Annotated in this window: 16 protein-coding genes; 4 read left to right on the forward strand and 12 right to left on the reverse strand. The window is 55.6% G+C overall.

Annotated elements, in window-relative coordinates; all coding sequences use genetic code 11:
- Positions 1 to 126: 126 nt before the first annotated feature.
- Positions 127 to 3,537, reverse strand: a complete 3,411-nt coding sequence (locus IE092_RS16625; protein WP_189358454.1) for a S41 family peptidase — start codon at positions 3,535 to 3,537, stop codon at positions 127 to 129.
- A 179-nt stretch (positions 3,538 to 3,716) separates the two neighbouring features.
- Between IE092_RS16625 and IE092_RS16630 the strand changes: the two genes are divergently transcribed.
- Positions 3,717 to 5,495, forward strand: a complete 1,779-nt coding sequence (locus tag IE092_RS16630) for a glycoside hydrolase family 44 protein (protein ID WP_189358456.1) — start codon at positions 3,717 to 3,719, stop codon at positions 5,493 to 5,495.
- Positions 5,496 to 5,951: 456 nt separating this feature from the next.
- Here IE092_RS16630 and IE092_RS16635 read toward each other — a convergent pair whose 3' ends face one another.
- Positions 5,952 to 7,142 carry an acetylornithine transaminase gene (locus tag IE092_RS16635; protein WP_189358458.1) on the reverse strand — a complete coding sequence of 397 codons (1,191 nt, stop codon included), beginning with the start codon at positions 7,140 to 7,142 and terminating at the stop codon, positions 5,952 to 5,954.
- Between the two features lie 414 nt (positions 7,143 to 7,556).
- Positions 7,557 to 8,585 carry a CDP-6-deoxy-delta-3,4-glucoseen reductase gene (locus IE092_RS16640; RefSeq protein ID WP_229793226.1) on the reverse strand — a complete coding sequence of 343 codons (1,029 nt, stop codon included), beginning with the start codon at positions 8,583 to 8,585 and terminating at the stop codon, positions 7,557 to 7,559.
- 12 nt (positions 8,586 to 8,597) lie between these two features.
- Here IE092_RS16640 and IE092_RS16645 point away from each other — a divergent pair, with 12 nt between their 5' ends.
- Positions 8,598 to 9,524 carry an NAD-dependent epimerase/dehydratase family protein gene (locus IE092_RS16645; RefSeq protein ID WP_229793227.1) on the forward strand — a complete coding sequence of 309 codons (927 nt, stop codon included), beginning with the start codon at positions 8,598 to 8,600 and terminating at the stop codon, positions 9,522 to 9,524.
- 80 nt (positions 9,525 to 9,604) lie between these two features.
- Here IE092_RS16645 and IE092_RS16650 read toward each other — a convergent pair whose 3' ends face one another.
- From IE092_RS16650 to IE092_RS16665, 4 genes are all read right to left on the reverse strand, one after another.
- Complete coding sequence (locus tag IE092_RS16650; RefSeq protein ID WP_189358464.1) at positions 9,605 to 12,304, reverse strand: CHASE domain-containing protein; 2,700 nt, start codon at positions 12,302 to 12,304, stop codon at positions 9,605 to 9,607.
- A 9-nt stretch (positions 12,305 to 12,313) separates the two neighbouring features.
- Positions 12,314 to 14,092: a type IV pilus assembly ATPase TfpB gene (tfpB, locus tag IE092_RS16655; RefSeq protein ID WP_189358465.1), complete on the reverse strand. Its 1,779-nt coding sequence runs from the start codon at positions 14,090 to 14,092 to the stop codon at positions 12,314 to 12,316.
- The gene (locus tag IE092_RS16660; RefSeq protein WP_189358523.1) at positions 14,089 to 14,925 is read right to left on the reverse strand and encodes a spermine/spermidine synthase domain-containing protein; all 837 of its coding nucleotides are present in this window, start codon (positions 14,923 to 14,925) and stop codon (positions 14,089 to 14,091) included. The genes tfpB and IE092_RS16660 overlap by 4 nt, the downstream gene beginning before the upstream one ends.
- Before the next feature lie 164 nt (positions 14,926 to 15,089).
- Positions 15,090 to 15,602: a DNA-deoxyinosine glycosylase gene (locus IE092_RS16665; protein ID WP_189358467.1), complete on the reverse strand. Its 513-nt coding sequence runs from the start codon at positions 15,600 to 15,602 to the stop codon at positions 15,090 to 15,092.
- A gap of 246 nt (positions 15,603 to 15,848) precedes the next feature.
- On the opposite strand from IE092_RS16665, the gene IE092_RS16670 reads away from it, so the two are divergent.
- Both IE092_RS16670 and IE092_RS16675 read left to right on the forward strand, forming a co-directional pair.
- Entirely contained in the window at positions 15,849 to 16,304 is a 456-nt protein-coding gene (locus IE092_RS16670) for an outer membrane lipoprotein (RefSeq protein WP_189358469.1), read from the forward strand.
- Between the two features lie 70 nt (positions 16,305 to 16,374).
- Positions 16,375 to 16,887: a DUF3016 domain-containing protein gene (locus IE092_RS16675; protein WP_189358471.1), complete on the forward strand. Its 513-nt coding sequence runs from the start codon at positions 16,375 to 16,377 to the stop codon at positions 16,885 to 16,887.
- A gap of 68 nt (positions 16,888 to 16,955) precedes the next feature.
- On the opposite strand, the gene IE092_RS16680 is transcribed toward IE092_RS16675, so the two are convergent.
- The 5 genes from IE092_RS16680 to IE092_RS16700 all read right to left on the reverse strand — a co-directional run bounded on the left by IE092_RS16680 (position 16,956) and on the right by IE092_RS16700 (position 24,325).
- Entirely contained in the window at positions 16,956 to 17,606 is a 651-nt protein-coding gene (locus IE092_RS16680; protein ID WP_229793228.1) for a putative metalloprotease CJM1_0395 family protein, read from the reverse strand.
- A gap of 298 nt (positions 17,607 to 17,904) precedes the next feature.
- A complete protein-coding gene (locus IE092_RS16685) occupies positions 17,905 to 21,021 on the reverse strand; it encodes an efflux RND transporter permease subunit (protein WP_189358473.1) in 3,117 nt (1,038 codons plus the stop codon).
- 14 nt (positions 21,022 to 21,035) lie between these two features.
- Complete coding sequence (locus IE092_RS16690; protein WP_189358475.1) at positions 21,036 to 22,193, reverse strand: efflux RND transporter periplasmic adaptor subunit; 1,158 nt, start codon at positions 22,191 to 22,193, stop codon at positions 21,036 to 21,038.
- A 21-nt stretch (positions 22,194 to 22,214) separates the two neighbouring features.
- On the reverse strand, positions 22,215 to 23,645 hold the full coding sequence (locus IE092_RS16695; RefSeq protein WP_189358478.1) for an efflux transporter outer membrane subunit: 1,431 nt from the start codon (positions 23,643 to 23,645) through the stop codon (positions 22,215 to 22,217).
- A 29-nt stretch (positions 23,646 to 23,674) separates the two neighbouring features.
- Positions 23,675 to 24,325, reverse strand: a complete 651-nt coding sequence (locus IE092_RS16700) for a TetR/AcrR family transcriptional regulator (protein ID WP_189358480.1) — start codon at positions 24,323 to 24,325, stop codon at positions 23,675 to 23,677.
- Positions 24,326 to 24,328 lie beyond the last annotated feature (3 nt).

Consider the following 24,328-nt stretch of genomic DNA (forward strand, 5'->3'; position numbering starts at 1 on the left):
TCTTAGTTAATATCAATGAATGTTATTAACTGTACGGACGCAATCTAAGTAGAGTCGTAAAGTTACATTCAACAAAAAAAGCCGCGCATCCATCACAGATGCGCGGCTTTTTTGCTGAGAACAGAATTACTTCTGTGCAGCGGAACGTGGAGGAATTGGCTGAGGGATCAGCGGTTTGACCGGCTGTTCCTTCATTTTTTCCATCAGCATACGGATCGCCGTTTCCAGCTGCTGATCACGGCCTTCGAACGTTGCGTTCGGCATGTTTTCCACTTCCACATCCGGTGCAACGCCGACACCCTCTACCAGCCACTGGCCATCCATACCAAACTGCGCAGTTTCGGCAGCGCGGATCTGGCCGCCATCGGTCAGGCGGTTGCCGTCAGACAGCCAGACACCGGCACCGGCAGTACGCTTACCAACCAGCGGTGCGAGCTTGAGTGCTTTGATACCGGCAGCGAAGGTTTCACCGTCGGAGTATGTCAGCTCATCCACCAGCACGATCAGATGACCACGGAAAGTCTGCTGCATATTGGTGTAAGGTGCGACACCTTTTTTAGACCAGAAAGCCCAGGTTTTACGTAACAGTTTTTCAATGATCCAGCTGTCGATATTACCTCCGCGATTACGACGCACGTCGATAATCAGACCTTCGCGGTTGTAGTTCGCATAGAACTCACGCGCAAATGCATTGATATCCTGCGCACCCATTGCACGTAAATGCAGGTAACCGATTTTGCCACCGGATGCCTGATTTACTTTGGCTGCCATGGTTTGTTCCCAGTCTGCGTAGCGCAGATCGGCATTTTTCGGCATGCTGATCGGATGCACGATTACCGCATGCGGCGCGCGGTTGCCGCGGCGTACGTGCAGCAATACTTGCTTGTCAGCCTGATTCAGCAGCAGATCAGAAATATCACGTGCTTCACTGACCGGCTGACCATTCACTGCAAGGATTACGTCGCCTTCTTTCACGTCTACGTCAGGCTGTGCCAGTGGCGCACGTTCATTCGGCAGATCCGGTTCACTGCGGTAGATATGATCAACACGCACGCCACCCTGTACACGGCTCAGCACCGCGCCCAGTGTTGCCGGTGTGCCTTCGCTGGCAGCACGGCGGGTTTCGCCCGGACGGAATTGCGAGTGCAGGGTGCTGACTTCCGCCATCATCATGCTCAGTAAATCATTCAGCTCATGGCGGTCAGTGATACGGTCTACCAGCGGTTCGTATTTGCTGCGGATTTTTTTCCAGTCCATGCCGCGCATATTGGCATCGAACAGATAATCGCGGTGCATACGCCATGCATCGTTGAACATTTGCTTCCATTCCGATTTCGGATCAACACGGAAAGACCAGTCATTCAGCGCGACTTTGGCTTTGGCAGTGTCCGGCGGTGCTTTGGCTCCGGCATCGACAACGTAGAAGTCACCGGGGCCAGTGCTGGAAACAGTACGGAACACGACACGTTTGCGGTCCAGCGACAAATCAAATGACTGAACGTTGCCGGCAAAAACTTCGACGGTCGCACCGGTACGGCTGAATGCTACGGTTTTTACCATCGGTACATTGTCGAAATCGACCAGATACAAACGCTTATCGTCGGTGCTCAGACTGCGGTAATTGCCAGCCGGTACCGGCACCTGATACAGGCGCTGTTCGATACCTGCCCAGTCGATTGCCGGTGCACGCGGCGCAGCGGCAGGTGCCGCAGCTTTGTCGTCAGTTTTTGCGGCGGTTTTTTCTGCCGGTTTGTCGGCAGATTTGTCCGCAGGCTTATCGGCTGGTTTATCAGAAGGTTTGTCATTACCCAGATCAGCACCGGAAGCCGGTTTGTCTGCCGGTTTTTCGGCTGGCTTTTCTTCCGGTTTGGCTGGTGCTTTGCTCAGTTCATCATCTGCTTTGAACGGGAAGCGTGCGCCGGCTTTCAGTGCAATCGCGAATACACCGGTGCGTTTGCCGAAAGCAGGGCCCATGTTGCGGTCGCCCCAAGGCGAGCCATTCGAAACCTGGAAATTGCGTTCAGACAGGAAGTACAGCCACTGACCATCGGCAGAGAATGCCGGTCCGTGAGAATCAAAACGGTCGCTGGTAATAAATTGCAGCTTGTGGCTGTCCAGACTGTACAGGCCGATCTGGCTGCGCTGCATTGCGTTATCACTGCGGACTATCGCCAGCGTTTTGCTGTCTGCAGACCAGACGATGCCATTGTGGCCGCGCTGGCCCAGTTTGCCTGCATCATCGATGACTTTGTTCTGGCGGGTTTGCAGATCCAGCAGCCACAGACGGCCCAGTTTGTCAGTGTGCGCCAGATGCTTGCCGTCCGGCGACGGGAACATATTTTCGCGGTGGAACTGGCCATCGCTGGTCAGCATTTCAGCTTTGCCGATACCGTTCGCCGGGAAGCGCCAGATTTCATTTTCGCCGCTGGTATCGACAAAAGCGAAAACCCATTTGTCATCAGCAGAGAAGATAGCGCTGCGTGCACGGGAACCGGCAGGCAGCGGGATATTGATACGACGCTGAGAACCCGGGCCGGCAATCGCGATATGACCATGTGCGGTGATCACGATTTTATCGCTGCGGGACGCGATTTCAGAATCCGTTAAAAATTCCAGCGGATTGCGGATCAGCTGACCGCGTTGCTGATCGAAATCGGATACCAGTTCCACAGACGGCGTTGTGTCGTTGCCGGTGGCAATGTCATACACATGGAGATCAGCGCCGAGCTGATACACAATCTTGCCGTCACCCTGCGCAGCATTGCGTACTTCCCAGTCTTTGTGGCTAGTCAGGGCTTTTGCCTGTGTGCCATCGGCTTCAGCAACCCACAGATTAAATACGCCGTCTTTATCCGCTGTGAAATACAGTTTGCCGTTGTAGAACATCGGGCGGCGGTGGTTCCATTCTTCGCCGCTGAACAAGCGCTTCGCTTCTTCTTTGGCTTTCAGGTCAAAACGCCAGATGCTGGCCATGGCACCGCCACGGTATTCACGCACATTGTCATTGGTCATTTGCAGACCGAAGCGGGTGAAATACAGGTAACGGCCACTGTCATCCAGTACTGCTTCATTCGCATCCGCGACTGGGAATACACGGCGCTTCATGGTTTGCGGATTGACTGCCGCGATAATGCGGTGCGCATTCGGGCCGGTGCTGTTCAGGGTGCTGACCAGCACTTCGCCTTCCGGTGTCCAGCCCAGTACATTCACCACTTCATTTTCAAAGGTAATGCGCTTCGGTACGCCACCCTGTGCCGGCATCACATAGGCTTCGCTGCTGCCTTCATAGGCGGCGACGAAGGCCACCCACTTTTTATCAAAAGAAATCGCAGATTGCGTTTCCGCTGCCGGATGCGTGGTCAGACGTTGCGCCTGACCGCCTTGCAGACTGGTTTTCCACAAATCACCTTCTGCAGTGAACACAAGCTGGTCGCCTCGCACAGATGGAAAGCGCAAATACGCCGGTGCCGCCCACGCGCTGCCCAGAACGCCCCCCAGCGCGAGTGACAACACCATTTTCTTCATTGTTAATTTCATAATTTATTTTCTTGATAAAAAGATCAGAAAAATGCAACAAACCGGCAGTGGATTCCCTGCAAACGTAAAAAATGTTACTGGCGTGTAAGCAAAGTTGATGCAGGGAAACTCTCTGTTTATAACGACTCCCGACGATAAAAATTTCCACGAAGAAATATTCTAAATTCAGGGAGAGCTGTATGAGACCGACCACACTGGCAAAAGTTCTGCTGACCGCAGGCTTGCTGACACAAATTCCACTGGCGCTGGCCCAAAACGTAACCTTTACCGTGAATACCCAGACCGAACGCAAAAATATCAGTCCGCTGATTTACGGTTTTAACGCCTATGCCGACGGCAGCGGACGCGCTGGCTGGGATGCACATGGTGGCCGTGCCAGTCTGGAAAGCCTGAACCTGACCTCGCGCCGTCTCGGTGGCAACAATATGACCAGCTATAACTGGGAAAACGGCGTCAGTAATTCCGGTGCAGACTTTTGCCATTCTTCAAACTTTGGTGTGACTTACTCTACCGGCGCTGGCTGGCCGAATCAGCAAAATGGTCTGGCGTATTACACACCGGGTGCAGGGCTGGTCAGTTTTCATGATCAGTCGCTGGCGCTGAATACCTTCTCTTTGCTGCAATTACCAGCCGCCGGAAAACTGCCGAAAGATATTCAGTTCCTGAATCCGCCCGGCAATTGCAATGGTCAGCAACTGTGGCAATCCACTGCCGGTGCTTCGAATGTGGACACCGCGCGCTGGCTGAATATCGTGAATGACAAACCTGCCGCTGCCGGTGCTTTATCGCTGAATCCGTCGCTGAATGATAACGTGGTGTATATCGACGAAGAACTGAATTTCCTGATTAAGAAATACGGTAAAGCCTCCGCTGCCAAAGGCGTAAAAGGCTACGAGCTGGATAATGAGCCGGATTTGTGGCATCTGTGGCCAACGTATCTGGGAGCAGGGACGCATGAAAATCTGCATCCGGATCTGACCACGGTTGCTGAAGTACTGCAGAAAAATGTGTCGCTGGCACAAACCGTCAAACGTATGGATGCATCGGCCAAAACCTTTGGTCCTGCACTCAGCGGTTACCTGGGTTTGTTCAGTCTGTGGTCTGCGTGGGATGGCAGTGCAGCACATCAGCCATCTGACTGGGGGCAGTACAACAAAGAACCGTACACCACGAAAAGCACCGGCGACCGCTATCGCTATAACAATATGACGTTTGCCAATGTGTATTTAGATACCATGAAGCAGGCATCGACCACGGCCGGTAAGCGTTTGCTCGACGTTTTCTCTTTCCATTACTATCCGCAGGCTTCGTATGATCAGGCGACACGCTCTCAAGCCTCTCGCAGTCTGTGGGACCCGCAATATGTAGAGCCAACCTGGATCACCCAGCCGGGCTACGGCTTTACCGATGGTAATGGCTTGCAAATGCTGCCGAAGCTGAACCGTGCGATTGCAGATTTTTATCCGGGCACCAAACTGGCGGTCACAGAATATGACTTCGGTGGCATGTACGATGCAACCGGTGCGATTGCACAAGCTGATGCACTGGGCGCTTTCGGTAAAAACGGCGTGTATCTGGCGACCTATTTTGGTGACGTAGAAGGTTATATCGCATCGGCTTTCCGCCTGTTCCGCAACTACGATGGCAATAAATCAGTGTTTCCGGAAATCTCGGTACGTGCGGTATCGACCAATAATGCGAATGGCACGGTGTACGCTGCAGTCAGCGCTGCGGATCCGAATACCGTTCACCTGATCACGATTAACCGCTTGCCGACCGCGCTGAATGCCAGCGTGCAAATCACCCATCCGGTGGCACTGAACTACGTGCAGGCATGGGGCGTGGACAGCAGCAGCCCGAACGTCAGCGCACGTCAGGTGCAAACCACGCTGAACGCGAATAAATTCAGCACTGCGCTGCCACCGTATTCCGTGATGCACTTTGTACTGAAACCCTGATTCCTTCCCCCGGGAATTCCGGCCGGACATCCCCCGTGTCCGCACCGGCAAACCGCTCACCGGCAACGGCGGGCGGTTTTGTTTTTTTACCGGCCTGTTTGTGGCGACAACCAGTCACCCTGTCAGCGCGGGGTGTCAAACGTGGATGGCGTCCGCTGAGCACTGAAAATGGCCCGAAAATGCCTCAAATGCGGTGTTCAGCACAGCGATCCGGCGGTCGTCGGCAGAAAGTCCGGCTCTCCGGAAATGGTAAATGACGATATTTGCACAATGCGCAGGCGGTGAACCTGCATTCGGACGGACGTTGTCAGGAGCGGGTGTCCTATCTGTAAGACCGGACAGGAAAACAAAAAAGCCATGCAATGACCGGATTGCATGGCTTTTTCAATGCGGCGGGCAGGGCGGGTAGCTTAGGGATACCGCACTGCATCGCCGGTTTGCGGCAAATCAGCGTGATCAGCCTTTGATTTCGCGCAGGATGCCTCTCAGTCCGTTCAGCATCAGATCCAGCTCTTCGCGGGTCACGTTCAGGGCAGGCATGAAGCGCAGCAGGTCAGGGCGCGGGGAGTTCAGCAGCAGGCCGGCAGGTTCCAGATTGCGTGCTTTCTCCACGATTTCGGCACCGATGTTGCTGCCCAGTTTCAGCGCGCGCAGCAAGCCTTCGCCGCGTTCGCCTTCCAGACCGAATTCTTCGGACAGTTTGATCAGTTCTGCGCTCAGGTAAGCCGCGTTTTCACGCACTTGTTCCATGAAGCCCGGTTTCAGCAATTCTTTCAGCACAGCCAGACCTACAGCCGTCATCAGCGGTGCACCGTTGTAAGTGCCGCCCTGATCGCCAGGCACGAAGCAGGCGACTGCTTCGCGGCACAGCAACGCACCCAGCGGAACGCCACCGCCAATGCCTTTGGCCAGTGTCATGATGTCCGGAGTGATGCCGGATAACTGATAGCCGAACAGTTCACCGGTACGGCCCATGCCAGTCTGCACTTCATCCACGATCAGCAGAATGTTGTGACGTGTGGTCAGTTCACGCAGTGCCTGCATGAATTCACGTGTCGCAGGGATCACGCCGCCTTCACCCTGTACCGGTTCCAGCATCACGGCAACGGTTTTGTCGGTGATCAGTTTTTCAACCGAAGCGATATCGTTCAGATCTGCTTTCGGGAAGCCGGTCACTTGCGGCGCAAACAGGGTATCCCAGCCTGGTTTGCCGGAAGCGGACATCGTCGCCAGTGTACGGCCGTGGAAGCCGTGGTCGAAGGTGATGATTTCAAACGCGCCGTTTTTGTTTAATTGTCCCCATTTACGCGCCAGTTTGATCGCGCCTTCATTCGCTTCGGCACCGCTGTTGGTGAAGAATACGCGGTCGAAGCAGGAGTTTTTGGTCAGTGCGTCAGCCAGTGCAATCATGCCTTCGTTGTAAAACGCCGGTGACGGGTTCAGCAGTTTTTTAGACTGCGCAACCAGTGCTTCGTGGATGCAGGCAGGGCTGTGGCCCAGGCAGTTAACTGCCCAGCCTTGCAAAAAGTCCAGATAGCGCTTGCCTTTGTGATCGGTCAGCCACATACCGCTGCCTTCGGTAAATACGATGTCAGGGCGTGGGGTGATATACATCAGGGCATTCACGTTGTACTGGCTGAATTCCATTTCTACAGACTCCTTCAGAGGTCAAAGCAAGCTAGGGTGAGGGACAAACAAAAACGAAAGGGCGTAAAAAAAGCCACAGGTGCGGCCTGTGGCTTTTGGGTACTGTGCTGCGCATTCAGAATGCGCGCGTGCACTGACACATCGGCCCAGGCTCACGATGTGAGCGGCGACGTCGGATGATATTCGGTGAAGACATGTCAGGCAGCATTTTCATAGTGCGGATGGTAGGACTTTTTTCGCACTGCGTCAAAGCAATTTTTGCGGTATTTTGCTGAAAATTTTTCAGATGCGGCACAGTGTTGGCATGTGATTAAGCATACTGCGCCGTGTACGGGTGCTCAGATATAAAAAACGGGAAGCGGTGGCTTCCCGTTCTTCTTACTTTACAGCGCAGCGTGTGTCGCTGTGACAGGATTAACCCGCAGCCAGATCTGCTTCGGAAGTGAATGAATCCGCATAGAACTCATCTGCCGGTAACTGGCATTGCGCGCTGAAATCGCGTTTAGCCGATTCCACCACCACCGGTGCACCGCAGGCATAGACCTGATAGCCGGACATATCGGCGATATCTGCCATGACAGCCTGATGTACGAAGCCGGTACGGCCTTGCCACTGATCTTCGGCTTGTGCATCGGAAATCACCGGTACATAGCGGAAGTTCGGCAGGCTGGCTGCCCATTCTTCGCACAGTGCGCTCATGTACAGATCCGAAGGACGGCGACCGCCCCAGTACAGCACGACCTGACGTTCAGATTTCAAATGAATCAGTTGTTCCATCAGCGCTTTGATCGGTGCGAAACCCGTGCCGGAAGCCAGCAGGATGATTGGTTTGTCGCTGTCTTCACGCAGGAAGAAACTGCCGTGCGGGCCTTCAAAGCGCAGAATGTCGCGCTCTTTCATGGTGGAAAACACCTGATCAGTGAACAGACCACCCGGCATGTGACGGATATGCAGCGTCAGGTGTTCACCGTTGTGCGAGGCATTCGCCATGCTGTAGCTGCGGCGTTTGTTATCACGCAGCAGGAATTCAATATACTGACCGGCGCGGTAAGCAAATTTTTCAGTGGCAGGCAATTGCAGCGAGACCAGCATCACGTCGTCGGACAGTTTTTCCAGCTTGTGTACGCGGGTCGGCAGTTTTTTGATGGGATAATCACTGCTGGCAGCGATTTCGCGCACATCGACAGCGATATCCGATACCGGTTTTGCGCAGCACAGCAGGGTGAAACCTTCCGCCGCTTCGGCTTCGCTGAGGGCGCGTTGCTGATGCTGGCCGTGTTCAACCTGACCATTGCTCAGCTTGCCTTTGCAGGAACCGCAGGCACCGTTTTTGCAGCCGTAAGGCAAGCCTATGCCCTGACGGAGTGCTGCATTGAGAACGGTTTCATCGGCATCGCAGCTGAACTGACGACCACTCTGGGTCAGACTAACCTGAAAAGTCATAATGTAGTGAATATGAAAAAACAATTTAATAAAACGCGGCGTCCCCGCTTACTGATTCTTGGTTGCGGAGATGTCGGTATGCGTTTGCTGCCGCTGGTGCGGCAGCGTTTCCGGGTGATTGCCGTCACCAGTCAGCCGCAACGCTGCGCCGAATTACGGGCGGCAGGTGCGATGCCTGTGGTGGCCGATCTGGACTGTCGCCATACACTGGCGCGTCTGAGCGGCATGGCAGAGTATGTGGTGCATCTGGCACCGCCTCCGGCGGACGGTCAGACAGACCGCCGTACCCGTCATCTGGGCGCCATTTTACCTGACAATGTGCGCCTTGTTTACGTCAGTACGACCGGTGTGTACGGTGATTGTGCCGGCGCGAAATTTGATGAAACCCGTCCGGTGGCGCCGCGAAATGCACGCGCCGTGCGCCGTGTCGATGCAGAACGTACATTACGCGGATGGGCGAAACGGCGTCATGGCCGCTTATCGATTTTGCGTGTCCCCGGCATTTATGCAGCAGACCGCCTGCCGCTGGAACGCTTACAACGCGGTACACCGGCGCTGCTGCCGGAAGAAGATGTGTACACCAATCATATCCATGCGGATGATCTGGCGCGTCTGGTGTTAAGGGCATTGTGGTACGGGCGTCCGCAGCGTGTGTATCACGCCGTGGATAACAGCGATTGCCGCATGGGAGATTATTTCGAACAGGTCGCAAATGCCTTTGGTCTGATGCCACCACCGCGCGTATCCCGCGCAGAACTGGCGCAGCAGGTGACACCGGTCATGCTGTCATTTATGTCTGAGTCACGCCGCTTGCTGAATCAGCGTATTACGGATGAGCTCGGTTTCCGTTTTCAGTATCCTGATGTTGCAGCCGGGCTGGCTGCCGCGGTGGCAGAACGGCATGCGGGCATTGATGATCATTCTGCAGCCGTGCGCTGACAGGCATGCTTGCTGAATTGCAGCGGTACCAGGCAATTCAGCAATGCCGTTCAGATGCTGGTTTCAGATGTGGAGCCACTTTACTCCGCTGCAGCTTCATCTGCGCGTACTGCCGGTAACAGCAGATAGAACACACTGCCCACACCGATTTCGCTCTGGAAGCCGATGCCGCCGTGCATTTTTTCAATCAGCGTTTTACTCAGCGATAAGCCGAGGCCGGTGCCCGCATATTTGCGGGCGGCAGTGGCTTCCGCCTGAGAAAATTTATGGAAGATGCGGTCTTTAAAGTCATCCGGAATACCGATGCCACGGTCGCGGACTTCGATCCGTACCCAGTCAGTGCGTTGCAGAATCGCAATCTCGACATCCTGATGTTCAGATGAAAATTTAATCGCATTCGAAATTAAGTTGCTCAGCACCTGAATAAACCTTCCCTCATCAACCACAACGGACAGGCCCGGCGTGTCGTCCGGCAGTAAATGCAGATGTACACGGAAATTTTCGGCGTAACCCTGATTCGCAGTGATGGCTTTTTCCACCAGAGTGCGAACAGCATACGTCTGCATATCGAACTGCATGCCGCCGTATTCCAGTTTGTCGAAATCCAGTAAGTCATTGATCAGTTTGGTCAGCCGAATCGCATTTTCATTTGCCATACTCAGCAAGCCGCGCGTTTTGGGCGGGATGACTTCTCCGACCCCGCCAACCAGTAAGCCCAGTACACCGCGGATGGATGTCAGCGGTGTACGTAATTCATGCGAGACTGCAGAGACAAACTCACTTTTCAGGCGCTCCGCACGCTTGGTCTTGCTCAGATCATGCAGCATGATAATCAGCATGGTTTGCTGACCCAGCCGGACTTTGGTGACCGCCAGTTCCAGCGGCAGGATTTCGCCATCCTGGCGCTGCGACTGAATTTCGATGCGCTCAGGATTCACATGATGTAACTGCAATTCCGCTGGCAATACCTGTGACAGTTGCTGCCTCAACAGGTTTTGAGCTTTCTGATCCGGAAAAAAACTCAGTAGCTGACGCCCGCGCATCCCGCCCGGCGCAAGCCCGAATAAATTTTCTGCGGACGGATTGGCAGACTGAATCAGGCCATTCGCATTACAGGTCAGAATGGCTTCCGCCGCATAATTGAGGATAGTACTCAGGCGGTTTTCGCTGTCATGTAACTGCGCGGTACGCTGACGCACCAGATTTTCGACATTGTGCGTATGCGCGCTGGTCATCAGTAAATGGGCACCAAACAGTGCAGTGAAAGACAGCCCCCCGATAATGGCTGCCCATGTCACCCATGAAATGTGGGTACGCCAGTATTCGGCAGAGGGCTGGGCCTGCAACACGTACTGATGGCTGCCGAAAAGTATGGCGGACTGAAACAGCGGCGCTTCCTTTAATCCGCTGGTGTAATCCATAAATACAGATTGTCCGTCAGGAAAATCCTTGTCGAAAAAACGCAGGTGAAATTCTTTTTCTTCCGTTTCCGTCAGCGTTTCATGCAGGATATCCGCAAGCCGGAATGAGGCAGTAACAACACCCGTAAATGCCGCGCGGCGCTCTTCAGTATTCATCAGACTGCGGCCATTCTGGTATACCGGCGCGAACAGGCTGACGCTGTCTGCCTGCTTTCCTGCACCGCTGATGGCTGGCGGCGTGGTTTTGGTTTCGCCACTGTCACGCGCGCTTTCAATTGCATGCAGGCTGGAAGGTTGCAATGCCAGATTGCGACCTGGCAGGTCGGGGTGATGATTCAGCGGCGTCAGATATAAAACCGGATACATGGCTCTGCCATTGCCGCGCTGCAGTTCCGCTGTATCAGCGTTGGCAGCCGGTGACAGGATACGCCAGCCGGGAAACTCATCTTTGTTCAGTGTTTGTTCAAATGCACTGGCAGCGCCGGGAGCGACATACGGTACCCAGGCCAGATAACTGATGCCGGGAAAGTCGCGCAGTGCATGTTCGGAAAACACAGCGAATTCATGCTGGTTGACGCGGTTTGAGCTGGCGAACAGGCGTTCAAGATAATCCAGTACCATCGCATGATGATTCAGGCGACTCTGCACATTCTGGCTCATACGCTGGGCTTCCAGACGGAATTCCAGCGCCTGTTTGTCGCGCTCGCGGTCACGGATAAACACAAAAGCAATCACCACGATCAGGATGCAGGCACCGAGCGGAATCAGCACTTTATAGCGCCGTGATCTCCACAATTTATGAGGCTGCCCGGCAAACAGCAGCCACGCCGGCGCAGCGATCATCGTGCCCAGCGAATCGCCAACCCACCACACCAGCCAGTTGGTATCGGCCTGTATCCGTGTCAGTTGCCCCAGCACACGCAATATACCGATATCGGCAGTGGTGCCGGCGGCAGCTGCAAGGGCGGAGAACAGAAAGAAAACGGCGATCTCTTTGTTGCTGTCGAGCGTGACAGCCTGCTTTTGCCGTGACTGTATCAGCCAGCCAGCGAGACCGGCTTGCAGTACGGCAACCATGGACAGCACCATCGCGACGGACAATGTCGCCATGTTGAACGGTAATGCACGCTCAAAAGAAACCGAGAGACAGAACGCGAGCGCTCCGACAAACACGCCCGGTATGGCATGCAGACCGTAAGTGAGCATGGCACCCAGCGCCAGACCTGCGGCCGGATAGAAAGCAGTGGCATAGCCGGGCGGCATGGACAGCAACAGGGAGAAGCGCCCCGCCAGAAAGTAGCAGAGCGCCACGGCACAAAATCGGAATACGCCTGATGAGAGCAGTTGCCGGTAGTTCATGGCCCGTTTTCAATTCAGTGCGGACGTCGCTTTCAGGACTTCTTCCGCGGTGGTTAAACCTTCTGAAATTTTCTCTGCGCCGGCAATGCGCAGCGGTTTCATCCCGTCTGCGACACTCTGACGCCGTAATGCCGGTAAATCGGTTTCTGCATGGATCAGTTTGCTGAAGGCTGGTGTCACTGTCAACAATTCATACAGCCCGGTACGTCCCAGATAGCCGGTTTGGCGACACTCAGGGCAACCGACGGGGCGGTAAATTTGCGCTGGCTTTGGCAAATTCCATTGCTCGGTAAGACTTTGCCAGATCAGGTCCGGCATCTCGCCGTCCGGTTTCTTGCAATGCGGACACAAGGTACGTACCAGACGCTGCGCCATAATGCCGATGATGGTGGCATCCAGCAGGTAGTGCGGTACGCCGAGATCCAGCAAACGCATAATTGCGGACGGCGCATCATTCGTGTGCAGTGTGGACAGCACAAGGTGACCGGTCAGTGCTGCCTGCACCGCCATTTCCGCCGTTTTCAGATCACGGATCTCACCGACCATAATGATGTCAGGATCCTGACGCATCAGGGCACGGATACCGTCAGAAAAATCCAGATCAATCGAATGCTGTACCTGCATCTGGTTGAAACTGGCTTCGACCATTTCAATCGGATCTTCCACCGTACAGACGTTAACGTCGGATGTGGCCAGCGCCTTCAGTGTGGTGTACAGCGTGGTGGTTTTACCGGAACCGGTCGGGCCGGTGACCAGAATAATGCCATGCGGTTTGTTGGTCAGTTGTTGCCAGCGCAATGCATCGGCAGGCGGGAAACCCAGTTCCGGCAGCGTTTTAACCACCACTTCCGGATCGAAAATACGCATCACCATTTTTTCGCCGAACGCCGTCGGTAGCGTGGATAAGCGTAACTCCACTTCCTGGCCGTCATTGGTACGGGTTTTGATACGGCCATCCTGCGGCCGCCGTTTTTCAATTACGTCGATACGACCCAGCAGCTTGATACGCGCAATCATCGCAATCATGACTACAGCCGGCACCTGATACACCTGATGCAGTACGCCGTCGATACGGAAACGTATCACCGCCATATCGCGTTTGGGTTCCAGATGGATATCCGATGCGCGCTGTTCAAACGCGAACTGCCACAGCCAGTCAACGATATTGATGATGTGCTGGTCATTCGCATCGACTTGTTTCTGGTTGCCCAGTTCGACCAGTTGCTCCAGATTCTGACGCAGGTTCAGATCGTGGGTGTTGGCTTTACGCGCATTCTTAATCGATTTTGCCAGCGAGAAAAACTGCGTGATGTACTGCGCAATTTCCAGCGGATTGGCAAATACCAGCCTGACCTGTTTGCGGCTGATACGCGCAATTTCGCCCTGCCATTCGGTGTTAAACGGATCGGTCGTTGCCACCACGACCGCGTCGCCCTGCAGTTCTACCGGCAGAATATTGAAACGGGTCGCGTAACTTGAGGACATGATGTCAGCGACTGTCGTGAAATCAATTTTCAGCGGATCGATACGGTAAAACGGTAAACGCACATGACGCGCCGCCCATTCGGTCAGCCAGTCCAGCGTCAGCAGGGTATGCGGCGGTTTGCCGGAAATCAGCTTGCACTGTGCAGCAGCGGTCAGCGGATGCATGTTGACGGCGCTCCTCAGGATGCCCTGAGCTTCCTGATATTTCTGACGGGCTTCGTCTTTGCTCAGAATACCGTCAGAGACCAGCCAGGAAAATATCTGTTGCAGGCCGAGGCTGCGTTCCGCTGTTTGTGCACTCATGGTGTGTTGGATTCTTCCTCTGAAATGGCTTCCTGCAGGGCGCTGACCCAGCTCTCAGCCGGTAACTTGGTTGCGGCGCGAATCGCTGCCGCTCTTTCATGCAAAGTTTTCCAGTTCAGACGCGGTGCTTTTTTGAAGGCGATGGCAATCACGTTGCCATCATGAATTTCAGGCAGGTAAATGACTTGCTCAAAGGCTGCATCCAGCGCCACGCGGTTAATCAGAAAACTGCGGTGGCCGCCGCCGAACAGGTTGACGGTCATGATGCCGCGCAGCTTCAGACAATCTGCACAGGCTTTATAAAATTCCGGGCTGTCCAGTACGGGTCCGCGTGCGGTGGCATCGTATAAGTCTACCTGCAGGATATCCAGTTTCTTATGATTTTTACGGTCAGAAACAAAATCCATCGCATCCATTTCCATCACTTCCAGCCGTTCATCATCCTGCGGCAGTTTGAACATGGCACGCGCGACACTGATCACTTCCGGATTCAGTTCCACCGCCTGCACCGATGCTTCGGGAAACTGGCGATAGCAGAATTTGGTGATCGCTGCGCTGCCAAGACCCAGCTGGGCGATGCGGGCAGGGGCTTCCTGGAACAGCATCCAGGCCATCATTTGTTGTGAGTATTCGAGCTCCAGCCAGTCTGGTTTGCGAACGCGCATTGCGCCCTGTACCCATTCGGTACCGAAATGCAGATAGCGGATGCCGTCCGATTCGGACAAAGTAATCGGGGCAAAGCGCGGCTTGCGGCGCACAGGACGGGTGGCAGCGGCTTTCGGGCCGCCGCGCAGGTTGGATTCAGCTTCGATGGATTTGCGTTTGATCAGCATAGCAGGGTGGCGGACATCGCTGACCGCCGGGATTCGGGTTATCAGGTGACAGGCAGCACTGGTATTACGCATGGCTGCCGCGTTACCCGCAAGGATACGGCATCCGTCAGGATGTTGTAAAACCGGATATGGTATTCCGGTGCGCTGCGGGTGGTGAAAGCTGCTCAGCGCGGGGACGGATGTTTTGCCAGCTGTTGCCACACCGCCAATTTTTGTGCGAACGACCAGCTTGCATTGGCGGGTGATGATGACGGCAGGCTGATGGTTTCCAGTCCCCATGCGCTGAATTGCTGTTGCAGACGCGCTGCAACTTTGCCGTTAAAAGCGACCCGCTGCAGATACGGGAATTGCTGGCGCAGGCTGACGAAGTCATTGCATTCCGGTTTGCGGATAGCACTGTCGAGGCTGCCTTCACGTTCACATGCCCGGTAAAGATCCCACAGGCCGATACCAGCAGACAGCAAATGCTGTAAGCGTCCCGGGTAGGGCAGGTCAACCAGATCCGTTTCCAGTACAGCCGATAACAAACGCCAGAACTGATTGGCGGGAAACGCGTAATATTGCTGCGCCTCCAGTGAAGCGACGCCGGGAAAACTGCCCAGTATCAGCGTGTGGGTTTGCGCGTTGATCACTGGCGGAAAACCCTGTGAGCGCGGATCGGATGAAATCGTCGTCATGGTGTATGGTGGTATTGTCGGCCGGACATCTTTGCTGCGTTCGCGGACAACGGCAGTTCCGGCTGCCGGGCTGCTGCGTCCTGTCTGCCGCGACTTATGCAGATGGTATGAACCTGGCCGTCAACCCCGGGTCAAAATCAGCGTTACAGTCACATAGCACATCCCCGGCGAATGGGTCGTCCGGCGTTCGGCAGTGTACCTGATGATGTGCTGTCTGAATCTCATTATCCTTGAAGGGAGAACATCATGTGGAAACGAGCAACGATTATTGTAATGAGTATTGCTGCACTGAGCGCCTGCGCCACCCAGTCGAATTCCGGCAGTGTGTATCGTGCCGGACAGACCATGAATGAGCAGAGTGTGCGTATGGGTGTGGTGGAGTCTGTACGTGAAGTGACGATTGAAAAAGGCCGCAGCGGCGTAGGTACGGCGGCTGGTGCAGCGCTCGGTGGTATTGCTGCCGGTTCGAATATCGGTGGTGGTAACGGTGCAGTGGCAGCCGGTATCGTCGGTGCGATTGCCGGTGGTCTGGTTGGTCAGAAAATTGAAGGTAATATGAATCAGACCAAGGGTCTGGAAATCACCGTGCGTCTGGATAACGGCGAAATGAAAGCGATTGTGCAGGAAGCCGATGAAATGTTCCGTCCCGGTGAACGTGTGCGTCTGTTGTCGAACGGCCGCACCACCCGCGTGACACACTGAGTTTGACACTGTGTCAGTTTCAGGGCTGCTGTTCTGACAGCGGCCTGTTGTCTTTGGAAAGGAGAATCAGATGGATAAACGGAAATGGCTGTTGCTGGGGGCGATGATGGCTTCCAGTCTGGCATGGGCTGGCGATGTCAGCGTGCGCTGGGAAAAACCGGATGACTACACCGATATCCGCCCGACCAATGAAAGCCGCGATGGTTTTCGCGACCGTGTTTGTAAAGAGCTGGGCAAAGTTTTTGAAGGCTATGGCAAGAAGTTGCCGGATGGCGTGAAGCTGGAAATCACGGTGCTGGATCTGGATCTGGCCGGTGATGTGCGTCCGATGATGCATGGTAATAACGACATTCGTATCGTCAAAGATATCTACTGGCCGCGTATGACGATTAACTATGTGCTGAAAGATGCCTCGGGCAAAGTGTTATCGGAAGCGACCAAAGAAGAAATCAAGGATATGAATTTCCTGATGGCTTCGCATATCCCGACCGGCAATACCAGCCTGTTTTATGAAGAGAAAATGCTGGATGACTGGTTCCGCAACAAACAGCGCAGCGGCGTTTTTCCTAAGCTGCCTTCCTGATGCCACGCGCTGCGGCGCGCAGGCTCAGACAGTGATCACAGCCAGTCTGCGGACTGGCTGTTTTATTTTCAGGCATAGGTATCAATCCGCGCAGCATCGCTGTTGATCTGATCACCGGCATTACCCGGTGCATCCGCTGTTGGTTTGTCATCTTTATAGGCTTTGGCGGCATCACTGAGTTTCTGCGCCTGCTCTGCCTGTATGGCGATCTGCGCTTCGATGGCCATCTGTCGCGCTTTGGCGGCGACGGCATAATCCTGACCGGAAGGATCTGACGGCGCGAGTGCTGCTGCTGCGATGATGTCGGCACGACGCAGGGTTTCCTGCGGTGTGCGTCCGGCAGAAGTATCAATCCCGACTTCGCCACCGACCGCGTAATTCTGCCCGTCCGGCCCGCGCTGATACTGAAAACTGGGGCCGCCGGTGGCTAAACCATCCGCTGCAATCAGATGTGCCATTTCGTGTGCCCGCACATGGCTGTCGATGGTTTGCAGTTTGCTGACCAGCGCCAGTGCTTCCTGGCTTAATTGTACCGAGGCCGATCCGCTGTTCTGACTGCCGTTAGCTTGTGCGCTGCCCGTCGTGCCGCTCACCGTACCGCCATCATTTCCGGAACCAGCAGATTTTGCAGACGACACTTTCCCCGTCCCGGCAGCAATGCTGTCAGGCTGATAACGTCCCATATCGGAGATTGGCGTAACGATGGCACCCAGTTGCATGGCAAAAAAATCCCGGAATCAGCCTGTTCAGCTTAGTGTATGACCCGTGTTTTTCCAATGCACTGATGACAAGCGGGAGGCCGGATGTGATCCGTGAGGTGGTGCGTAAGCCCGAAAAAGCCGGTTTTTGCCCGAAATGCGGTGTTCAGCACAGAAAAAAGGCGGTTTTTGAGCGTCGTCCGCGAATTTGCTGGCTGAGCGGGCAGGGGGGTAAAAAGGGGAAATGCGGAGAACTGCACAGTCCGCCCCGTCAGAATCGGGGTGGACTGTGGCAGTCAGCGTACTGGCTGGCAGAAGATCAGCTTTCGCTGCGGCGCTTGCCTAGCAGACGCGCCAGCGCTTTCTGCAGGTCGTCGATGTAGGTGAACACGGCAGGCACGACCAGCAGACTGAGCAGCGTGGAGGTGATCAGGCCACCGATCACCGCAATCGCCATCGGTGCGCGGAAGCTCGGGTCTGCACCCATGCCCAGTGCCAGCGGCATCATCCCTGCACCCATCGCAATCGTGGTCATCACAATCGGACGGCTGCGTTTATGGCAGGCATCAACCAGCGCTTCAAAGCGGGCGATACCGCGTTCACGTGCCAGAATCGCGTAATCCACCAGCAGGATCGAGTTCTTGGTCACAATCCCCATCAGCATGATCAGGCCAATCATCGATGGCATCGACAGGGCGTTACGGGTCGCCAGCAGCGCCACGAACGCACCGCCGATACTGAGTGGCAGCGCCGCCAGAATCGTCACCGGTTGCAGGAAGTCTTTAAACAGCAGCACCAGCACGCCGTAAATACACAGCACACCGATCAGCATTGCAATGCCGAAGCTGGCAAACAGTGCCTGCATTTCCTGCGCATCGCCCAGCTCCACCATGCGCACACCGGCCGGAAGATTCTGCAATGCCGGCAGTGCACGGGCTTCTTCATTCAGTTCGCCGAGCTGACGACTTGCCAGTTCCACGTCCAGAATGACATTGCGCATGCGGTTTAAACGGTTGATCTCAGCCGGGCCGGAATCCATGCTGACGCTGGCAACCTGAGCCAGCATCACATTGCCGTTTTTACCCGGTACCTGCAAGCGTTCAATCTGCGCCAGATCGGCACGCACACTGTCCGGCAGCTTCACGCGGATAGGCACCTGACGCTGCGCCAGATTCAGCTTGGACAGCGACATATCGTAGTCACCGGCGGTGGCGATACGCACTGTATCGGCAATCGCGCTGGCGGTGACACCGAGGTCAGCTGCTTTGGCCATATCCGGCTGGATAATGATTTCCGGACGCACCAGATTGGCATTTGAACTGACGTTGCCGATGCCTTTCAGGGTACGCAGTTCGCGTTCCAGCTGTTTTGCAGCAGCAGACAATGCTACCGGATCTTCACTCTGCAAAACCAGCTGCATTTTGACGCCGGTATCCGGCGGGCCGACGGTAAAGCGGGCACCCGGAATCGTGCTGATTTTGTCACGTATCGACTGGTCAATCGCCGCAATGCCGATCTTGCGCTCACTGTGGTGCGATGTGGTAATGGTCATCACTGCGCGACGTGCTTCGGCCGCTGCACCCGGTGCAAATGCGTCGCCACTGGAACCGCCACCGACAGACGCATACACGCTGCGCACTTCTTTTTCTGCCATCACAGCATTGCGCACCTGTTCGGTAATTGCAGCAGTCTGCGCCAGCGTACTGCCCGGCGGCAATTCAATCGTGACCTGCGTCTGCGCGCGGTCTGCCGGTGGCACAAAGCCGGTCGGCAGCAAGCCCACCAGACTGATAGAACCGACAAAGAAAGCCAGCGCAGCCAGTATGGTGGTAAGACGATGACGCAGGCACCATTGCATCGCACGCATATAAGCACGCATCACAGCACCATCCGGCGCACCATCCTCGCCATCCGGATGTTTTGCATCCCCTTTTTTGGGCTTCAGGATGTAGGCTGCCATCATTGGCGTCAGCAAACGTGCCACCACCAGCGAGGCCAGAATCGCAATCACCGCAGTCCAGCCGAATTGTTTGAAAAACAGTCCCGGAATACCGCCCATAAAGGCCGTCGGCAAGAATACCGCAACCAGTGCAAATGTCGTGGCTATCACCGCCATACCGATTTCGTCGGCAGCTTCCATGGCTGCCTGAAACGGTGTCTTGCCCATGTGCAGATGGCGCTCGATATTTTCGATTTCCACAATCGCATCATCGACCAGTACCCCGACCACCAGTGCCAGTGATAACAGTGACACCGTGTTCAGCGTGTATCCGAAATACTTCAGACCCAGAAAGGTCGGAATCACTGACAGTGGCAGCGCCGCTGCGGAAACCAGCGTGGCGCGCCAGTCGCGCAGGAACCACCAGACGACCAGCACCGCCAGTAACGCACCTTCGTACAGCAGGTCCATCGAACCTTCAAAGTTTTCCTGTACCGGATCAGCATTGTTGACCGCTGTTTCAAACTGCACATTCGGATGCGCCTGCTGTAATTCGGCAATCAGTTTGCGTGAAGCATTCGCCACATCCGTTTCGCTGGCACCTTTACTGCGCAGGATTTCGAAGCCAACCACCGGTTTGCCGTCCAGTGTTGCCAGCGAGCGCGGTTCAGCGATGCTGTCGCTGACACGGGCAATCTGCGCCATTCTGACCTGACGTCCGTCCGGTAAGGAAAGATCCATTGCGGCGATTTCCTCGGCGGTTTTCAGGCTGCCCAGCGTACGTACCGCTTGTTCAGCGCCGCTGATATCACCACGTCCGCCAGGGGCATCCAGCTGTATGGTTTTCAGACGGCGTGACACATCAGCGGCACTGACGTTCAGCGCTGCCATCGCTTCCGGCAGCAGTTCAACCTGAATCTCACGATACACACCGCCGCTGCGTTTGACGGCACCGACGCCGGTGATGCTGCGTAAGCGACGCGCTACCGTGTTATCCACGAACCAGCTGAGTTCGGCTGCATCCATCTGATGCAATTGCGCCCCTTGTTTTGCAGGCGCAGCAGCGCTGACGCTGTAAATCAGCACCGGACGACCAGCGGTCGGATTTTTGCTGATGACCGGATCACGCATTTCAGACGGCAGATCAGCACGAATGGCGCTGACCGCATCTCTGGCTTCATTCACTGCATCAGAAATCGGTTTTTCCAGTACGAACTCAATCGTGGTCGTGGAAACGCCGTCCAGCACTGTGCTGTAAATGTTTTTGACACCCTGCAGTGTGGCTGCGGCATCTTCAATTTTGCGCGACACTTCGGTTTCCAGCTGTGCCGGTGCTGCGCCGGGTAAGGAAGCAGAGATGGTGACGATTGGTAATTCAATATCCGGAAAGTCCTGCACGATATTGCCTTTGAACGCCAGCAAACCTGCCAGCGTCAGCAGCGTAAACAACATAATCGCAGGTATCGGATTACGTATAGAGAGCGCGGAAAAGTTCACAAGACTCTCCTGTTTCAGCGGGCTGCCGGAGCAGCGGCAGGTGTGGCCGGTGCCGGTGATGCAGCCACTTTCACCAGATCACCGTCATTCAGAAAACCTGCGCCCTGTGTGACGACGGTGGCATCCGCCGCCAGACCGCTGAGGATTTCCACCTGATCACCGGCGGTGGTTTTGAAGCGGCGTCCGGTCTGTACTTTGATCAGCGTCACGCGCTGATCGGCATTCAGGCGGAACACATAGCTGTAACCATCGCGCAGTACCACGGCCAGTTGCGGCACGCTGAGCGCGTTGCTTTGTCCCAGTATCAGTTCGCCGCGGGCAAACATACCGGCTTTCAGGCCACCGGCGTTGCCGGACGGAATATCCACATAAGCCAGACCGTTACGGGTTTGCAGATCGACCGTCGGTGCCACGCTGCGGACTTTTGCTTTCACCAGTTCACCGGACGGTGCGCTGATCTGCACTTCCATGCCGGGCTGTACACGTGTCAGTTCTTGTCCGGTCAGCTCTGCGCGCCACTCCAGCCGTCCCTGACGTACCAGTTTGAATAAATCGGAACCGGCACCGACCACGGCACCGACGCTGCTCATGCGTGCGCTGATCACACCGTTATCCGGTGCGACGATACGGGTCTGGTTCAGGCGGGTTTGCTGTAACTGCACAGCAGCAGTTGCGGCCTGCAGGCGCGCTTTGGCAGCCAGTTCCTGTGTCAGGAATTGTTCCGTCTGCTGCTGGCTGTAGGCGCCGGAATTGCTGAGTGCACGGGCGCGGTCGGCATTCGCATGCGCATCCTGCCATGCTGCCTGCGCTTCAGCCTGAGATGCCTGTGCCTGCGCCAGTTCGGCCTGAATCATAGAAGCACTCAGGGTCGCCAGCAGCTGACCTTTTTTGACCTGATCACCGACATTCACCAGAATTTCAGCCACGCGCAAGCCATTCGCTTCCGCGCCGATCACCGCTTCCTGCCATGCCTGTACATTGCCGTTGGCAGCGATTTTAAGTGCAGCGCTTTGCTGCTGCGGTTTTGCGGTGGTCACTGTCAGCACCGGCCGGGCCGCTGTTTTTGCGCTGGCGCTGGCAGACGCGTCTGCAGCCAGCACAGGTTGTACTGCGCAGTTGAGCAGCACTGCCAGCATTGCCGGCACAGGTAAAAGAGAAAATGTTTTTTTCATGATGGACGTATTCCGTTCGTCTCAGGATGTCTGTGAGGAGAGCTGTTCGCTGCGGTGTTGACTGTCGCCGGATGGATCGCTGATGCCGCCGCCGATGGCGCGGTACAGTCCCAGCCATGCGCGGTTGCGCTCCAGTCTGGCTTGTATCTGTTCCAGCTGGCTCAGCGCCAGCTGCCGCCGTGCTTCTTCGATTTCCAGCTGGCTGGCCATGCCCTGACGCTGACGGTCAAGCGTGGACTGCATTGTCAGGCTGGCGGCCTGCTGGCGCACCTGAAGCTGTTGCAGGGTATCCAGACTGCTGTTCAGCTGAATCAGCGCCTGATTCACTTCCGACAATGCCTGACGGATACGTGCGGCGTAGGCGATACGCGCTTCATCGACACGGGCATCGGCTGCCTTCACTTGCGCATCGCGTTGGCCGCCATTGAAGACCGGCACACTGATTTGCACCGGACCAACAGAGAATACCGAACCGCTGATGCGCTCATCACCGGTCAGAATTTGCTGGCGCGCGATATTGCCGCTGAGGCTGATGCGCGGCAAACGCTGGGCGCGGGCAGCATCGGCCTGCGCGATACTGCCGCTGAAATCCTGCTCGGCAATCACGATATCCGGACGCCGTGCCAGCACGCTGGCGGGAATTTCCTGCACGCTGAAAGCGCGTAAATCACTGAGCTTGCCCGCTTGCTGTAAGGCCTGATGTAATTCCGGCACCGGCATGCCGGTCAGTGCGGATAAGGCTTGCTCCTGCAAAGCGCAGGCAGCATTCTGCTGGCTGGCGCGGCGCTGACCATCGGCAGCGCTGGCCTGCATGGCGGCGCTCATCACAGCGGAAACGGCACCGGCTTGCTGCATGCGCTCTGTGATGCTGCGGCTGCTTTGCCATGCGGCGGCTTCCGTTGCCAGCAATTGTGCGGCTTCGTTGCAGTAACGGGCTTCATAGTAGCGTTGCGCAATATCCGCACTGACACTCAGATACGTGGCGCGCATCGCGGCGTCTGCACTGGTTTTCTGGCTGACAGCGTAACGGCGCGCAGCCTGATTAGCACCGAAGAAATCCAGTTCCCAGCTGGTTTGCAGACCAGCCTGACGCATTTGCGCCACTGGCGTGCCGGCTTGTGAGCGGCCACGGCTGGCGCTGACTGAGGCATCCACAGTCGGTAAAAACAGCGCACCGGCAGCCACCCAGGTGGACTGCGCATTTTCCTGCCGGCTTCTTGCCGCCGCCAGATCCGGACTCAGTTGCAGTCCTGACTTTAATAACTGCATCAGCAAGGGATCTTGCTGCGCTTCCCACCAGTTTGTCAGGTTGGCTGCTGCCGTCTGTTCCGGCAAGCTACTGTGCCATGCCGTATCAGGCGCAATCTGCGGTGCTTTCGGTACGGGTGTCATCAGGCAACCTGATAACAGCGTACAGGCACTGAGCGAGATGCCCGGTATCCATTTTTTCATCAACAATCACCTCATCAGAGTCTGAAAATTCATTGTTTGCGCCGCAGTCGCTCTGCTTCCACCATCGCCACAGCATAGTCGACCATGCGTTGCATAAACAGATCAATCGCCGCATCGTTTTTCAGCAATTGCGGCCGGATCACCTGCACCAGATCCGTGCTGATCACCAGAGACACCGGCAATCCGACAATCGCAAACGTCAGCCTGTGTATATCGTCATCCGGTTTTCTGACACCCAGATGACGACACAGAAACGCGGCGATTGCCAGATGTTCTGGCTTGATCGCCGTTTCAATTTCTTCATTCCATAAGCCGGTAGGTTCCAGCATTTCGCGGCAATGCAAAGTCATGGCATCCCGCGCTTTTTCGCCGTCACGCAGCGAACCGGCCAGCGTAAAAATCACGGCTTTTAATCCTTGTTCCAGCGTTAAGTCTTCCTGCTCCAGAAACGCCGGATCAATACTCGGATTAAATTGCGGGTCATTAAACACCGCGCGGTACAGCGCTGCTTTATCACCGAAGTAATAGCTGACCGCCGACACATTCACTTGCGCGGCTTTCGCCAGCTCGCGCACGGAAGTTTTGGCGTAACCTTTTTCGGCAAACATCCGTAACGCGGTTTCCAGTAAGCGTTGCCGCGCTTGTACACCATCTGCCCGCAGTATTCGGGGATCATTCATTGT

It is taken from the genome of Cognatundibacterium squillarum (assembly GCF_014652435.1).
GTDB classification, from domain to species: Bacteria; Pseudomonadota; Gammaproteobacteria; order Burkholderiales; family Burkholderiaceae_D; genus Undibacterium; species Undibacterium squillarum.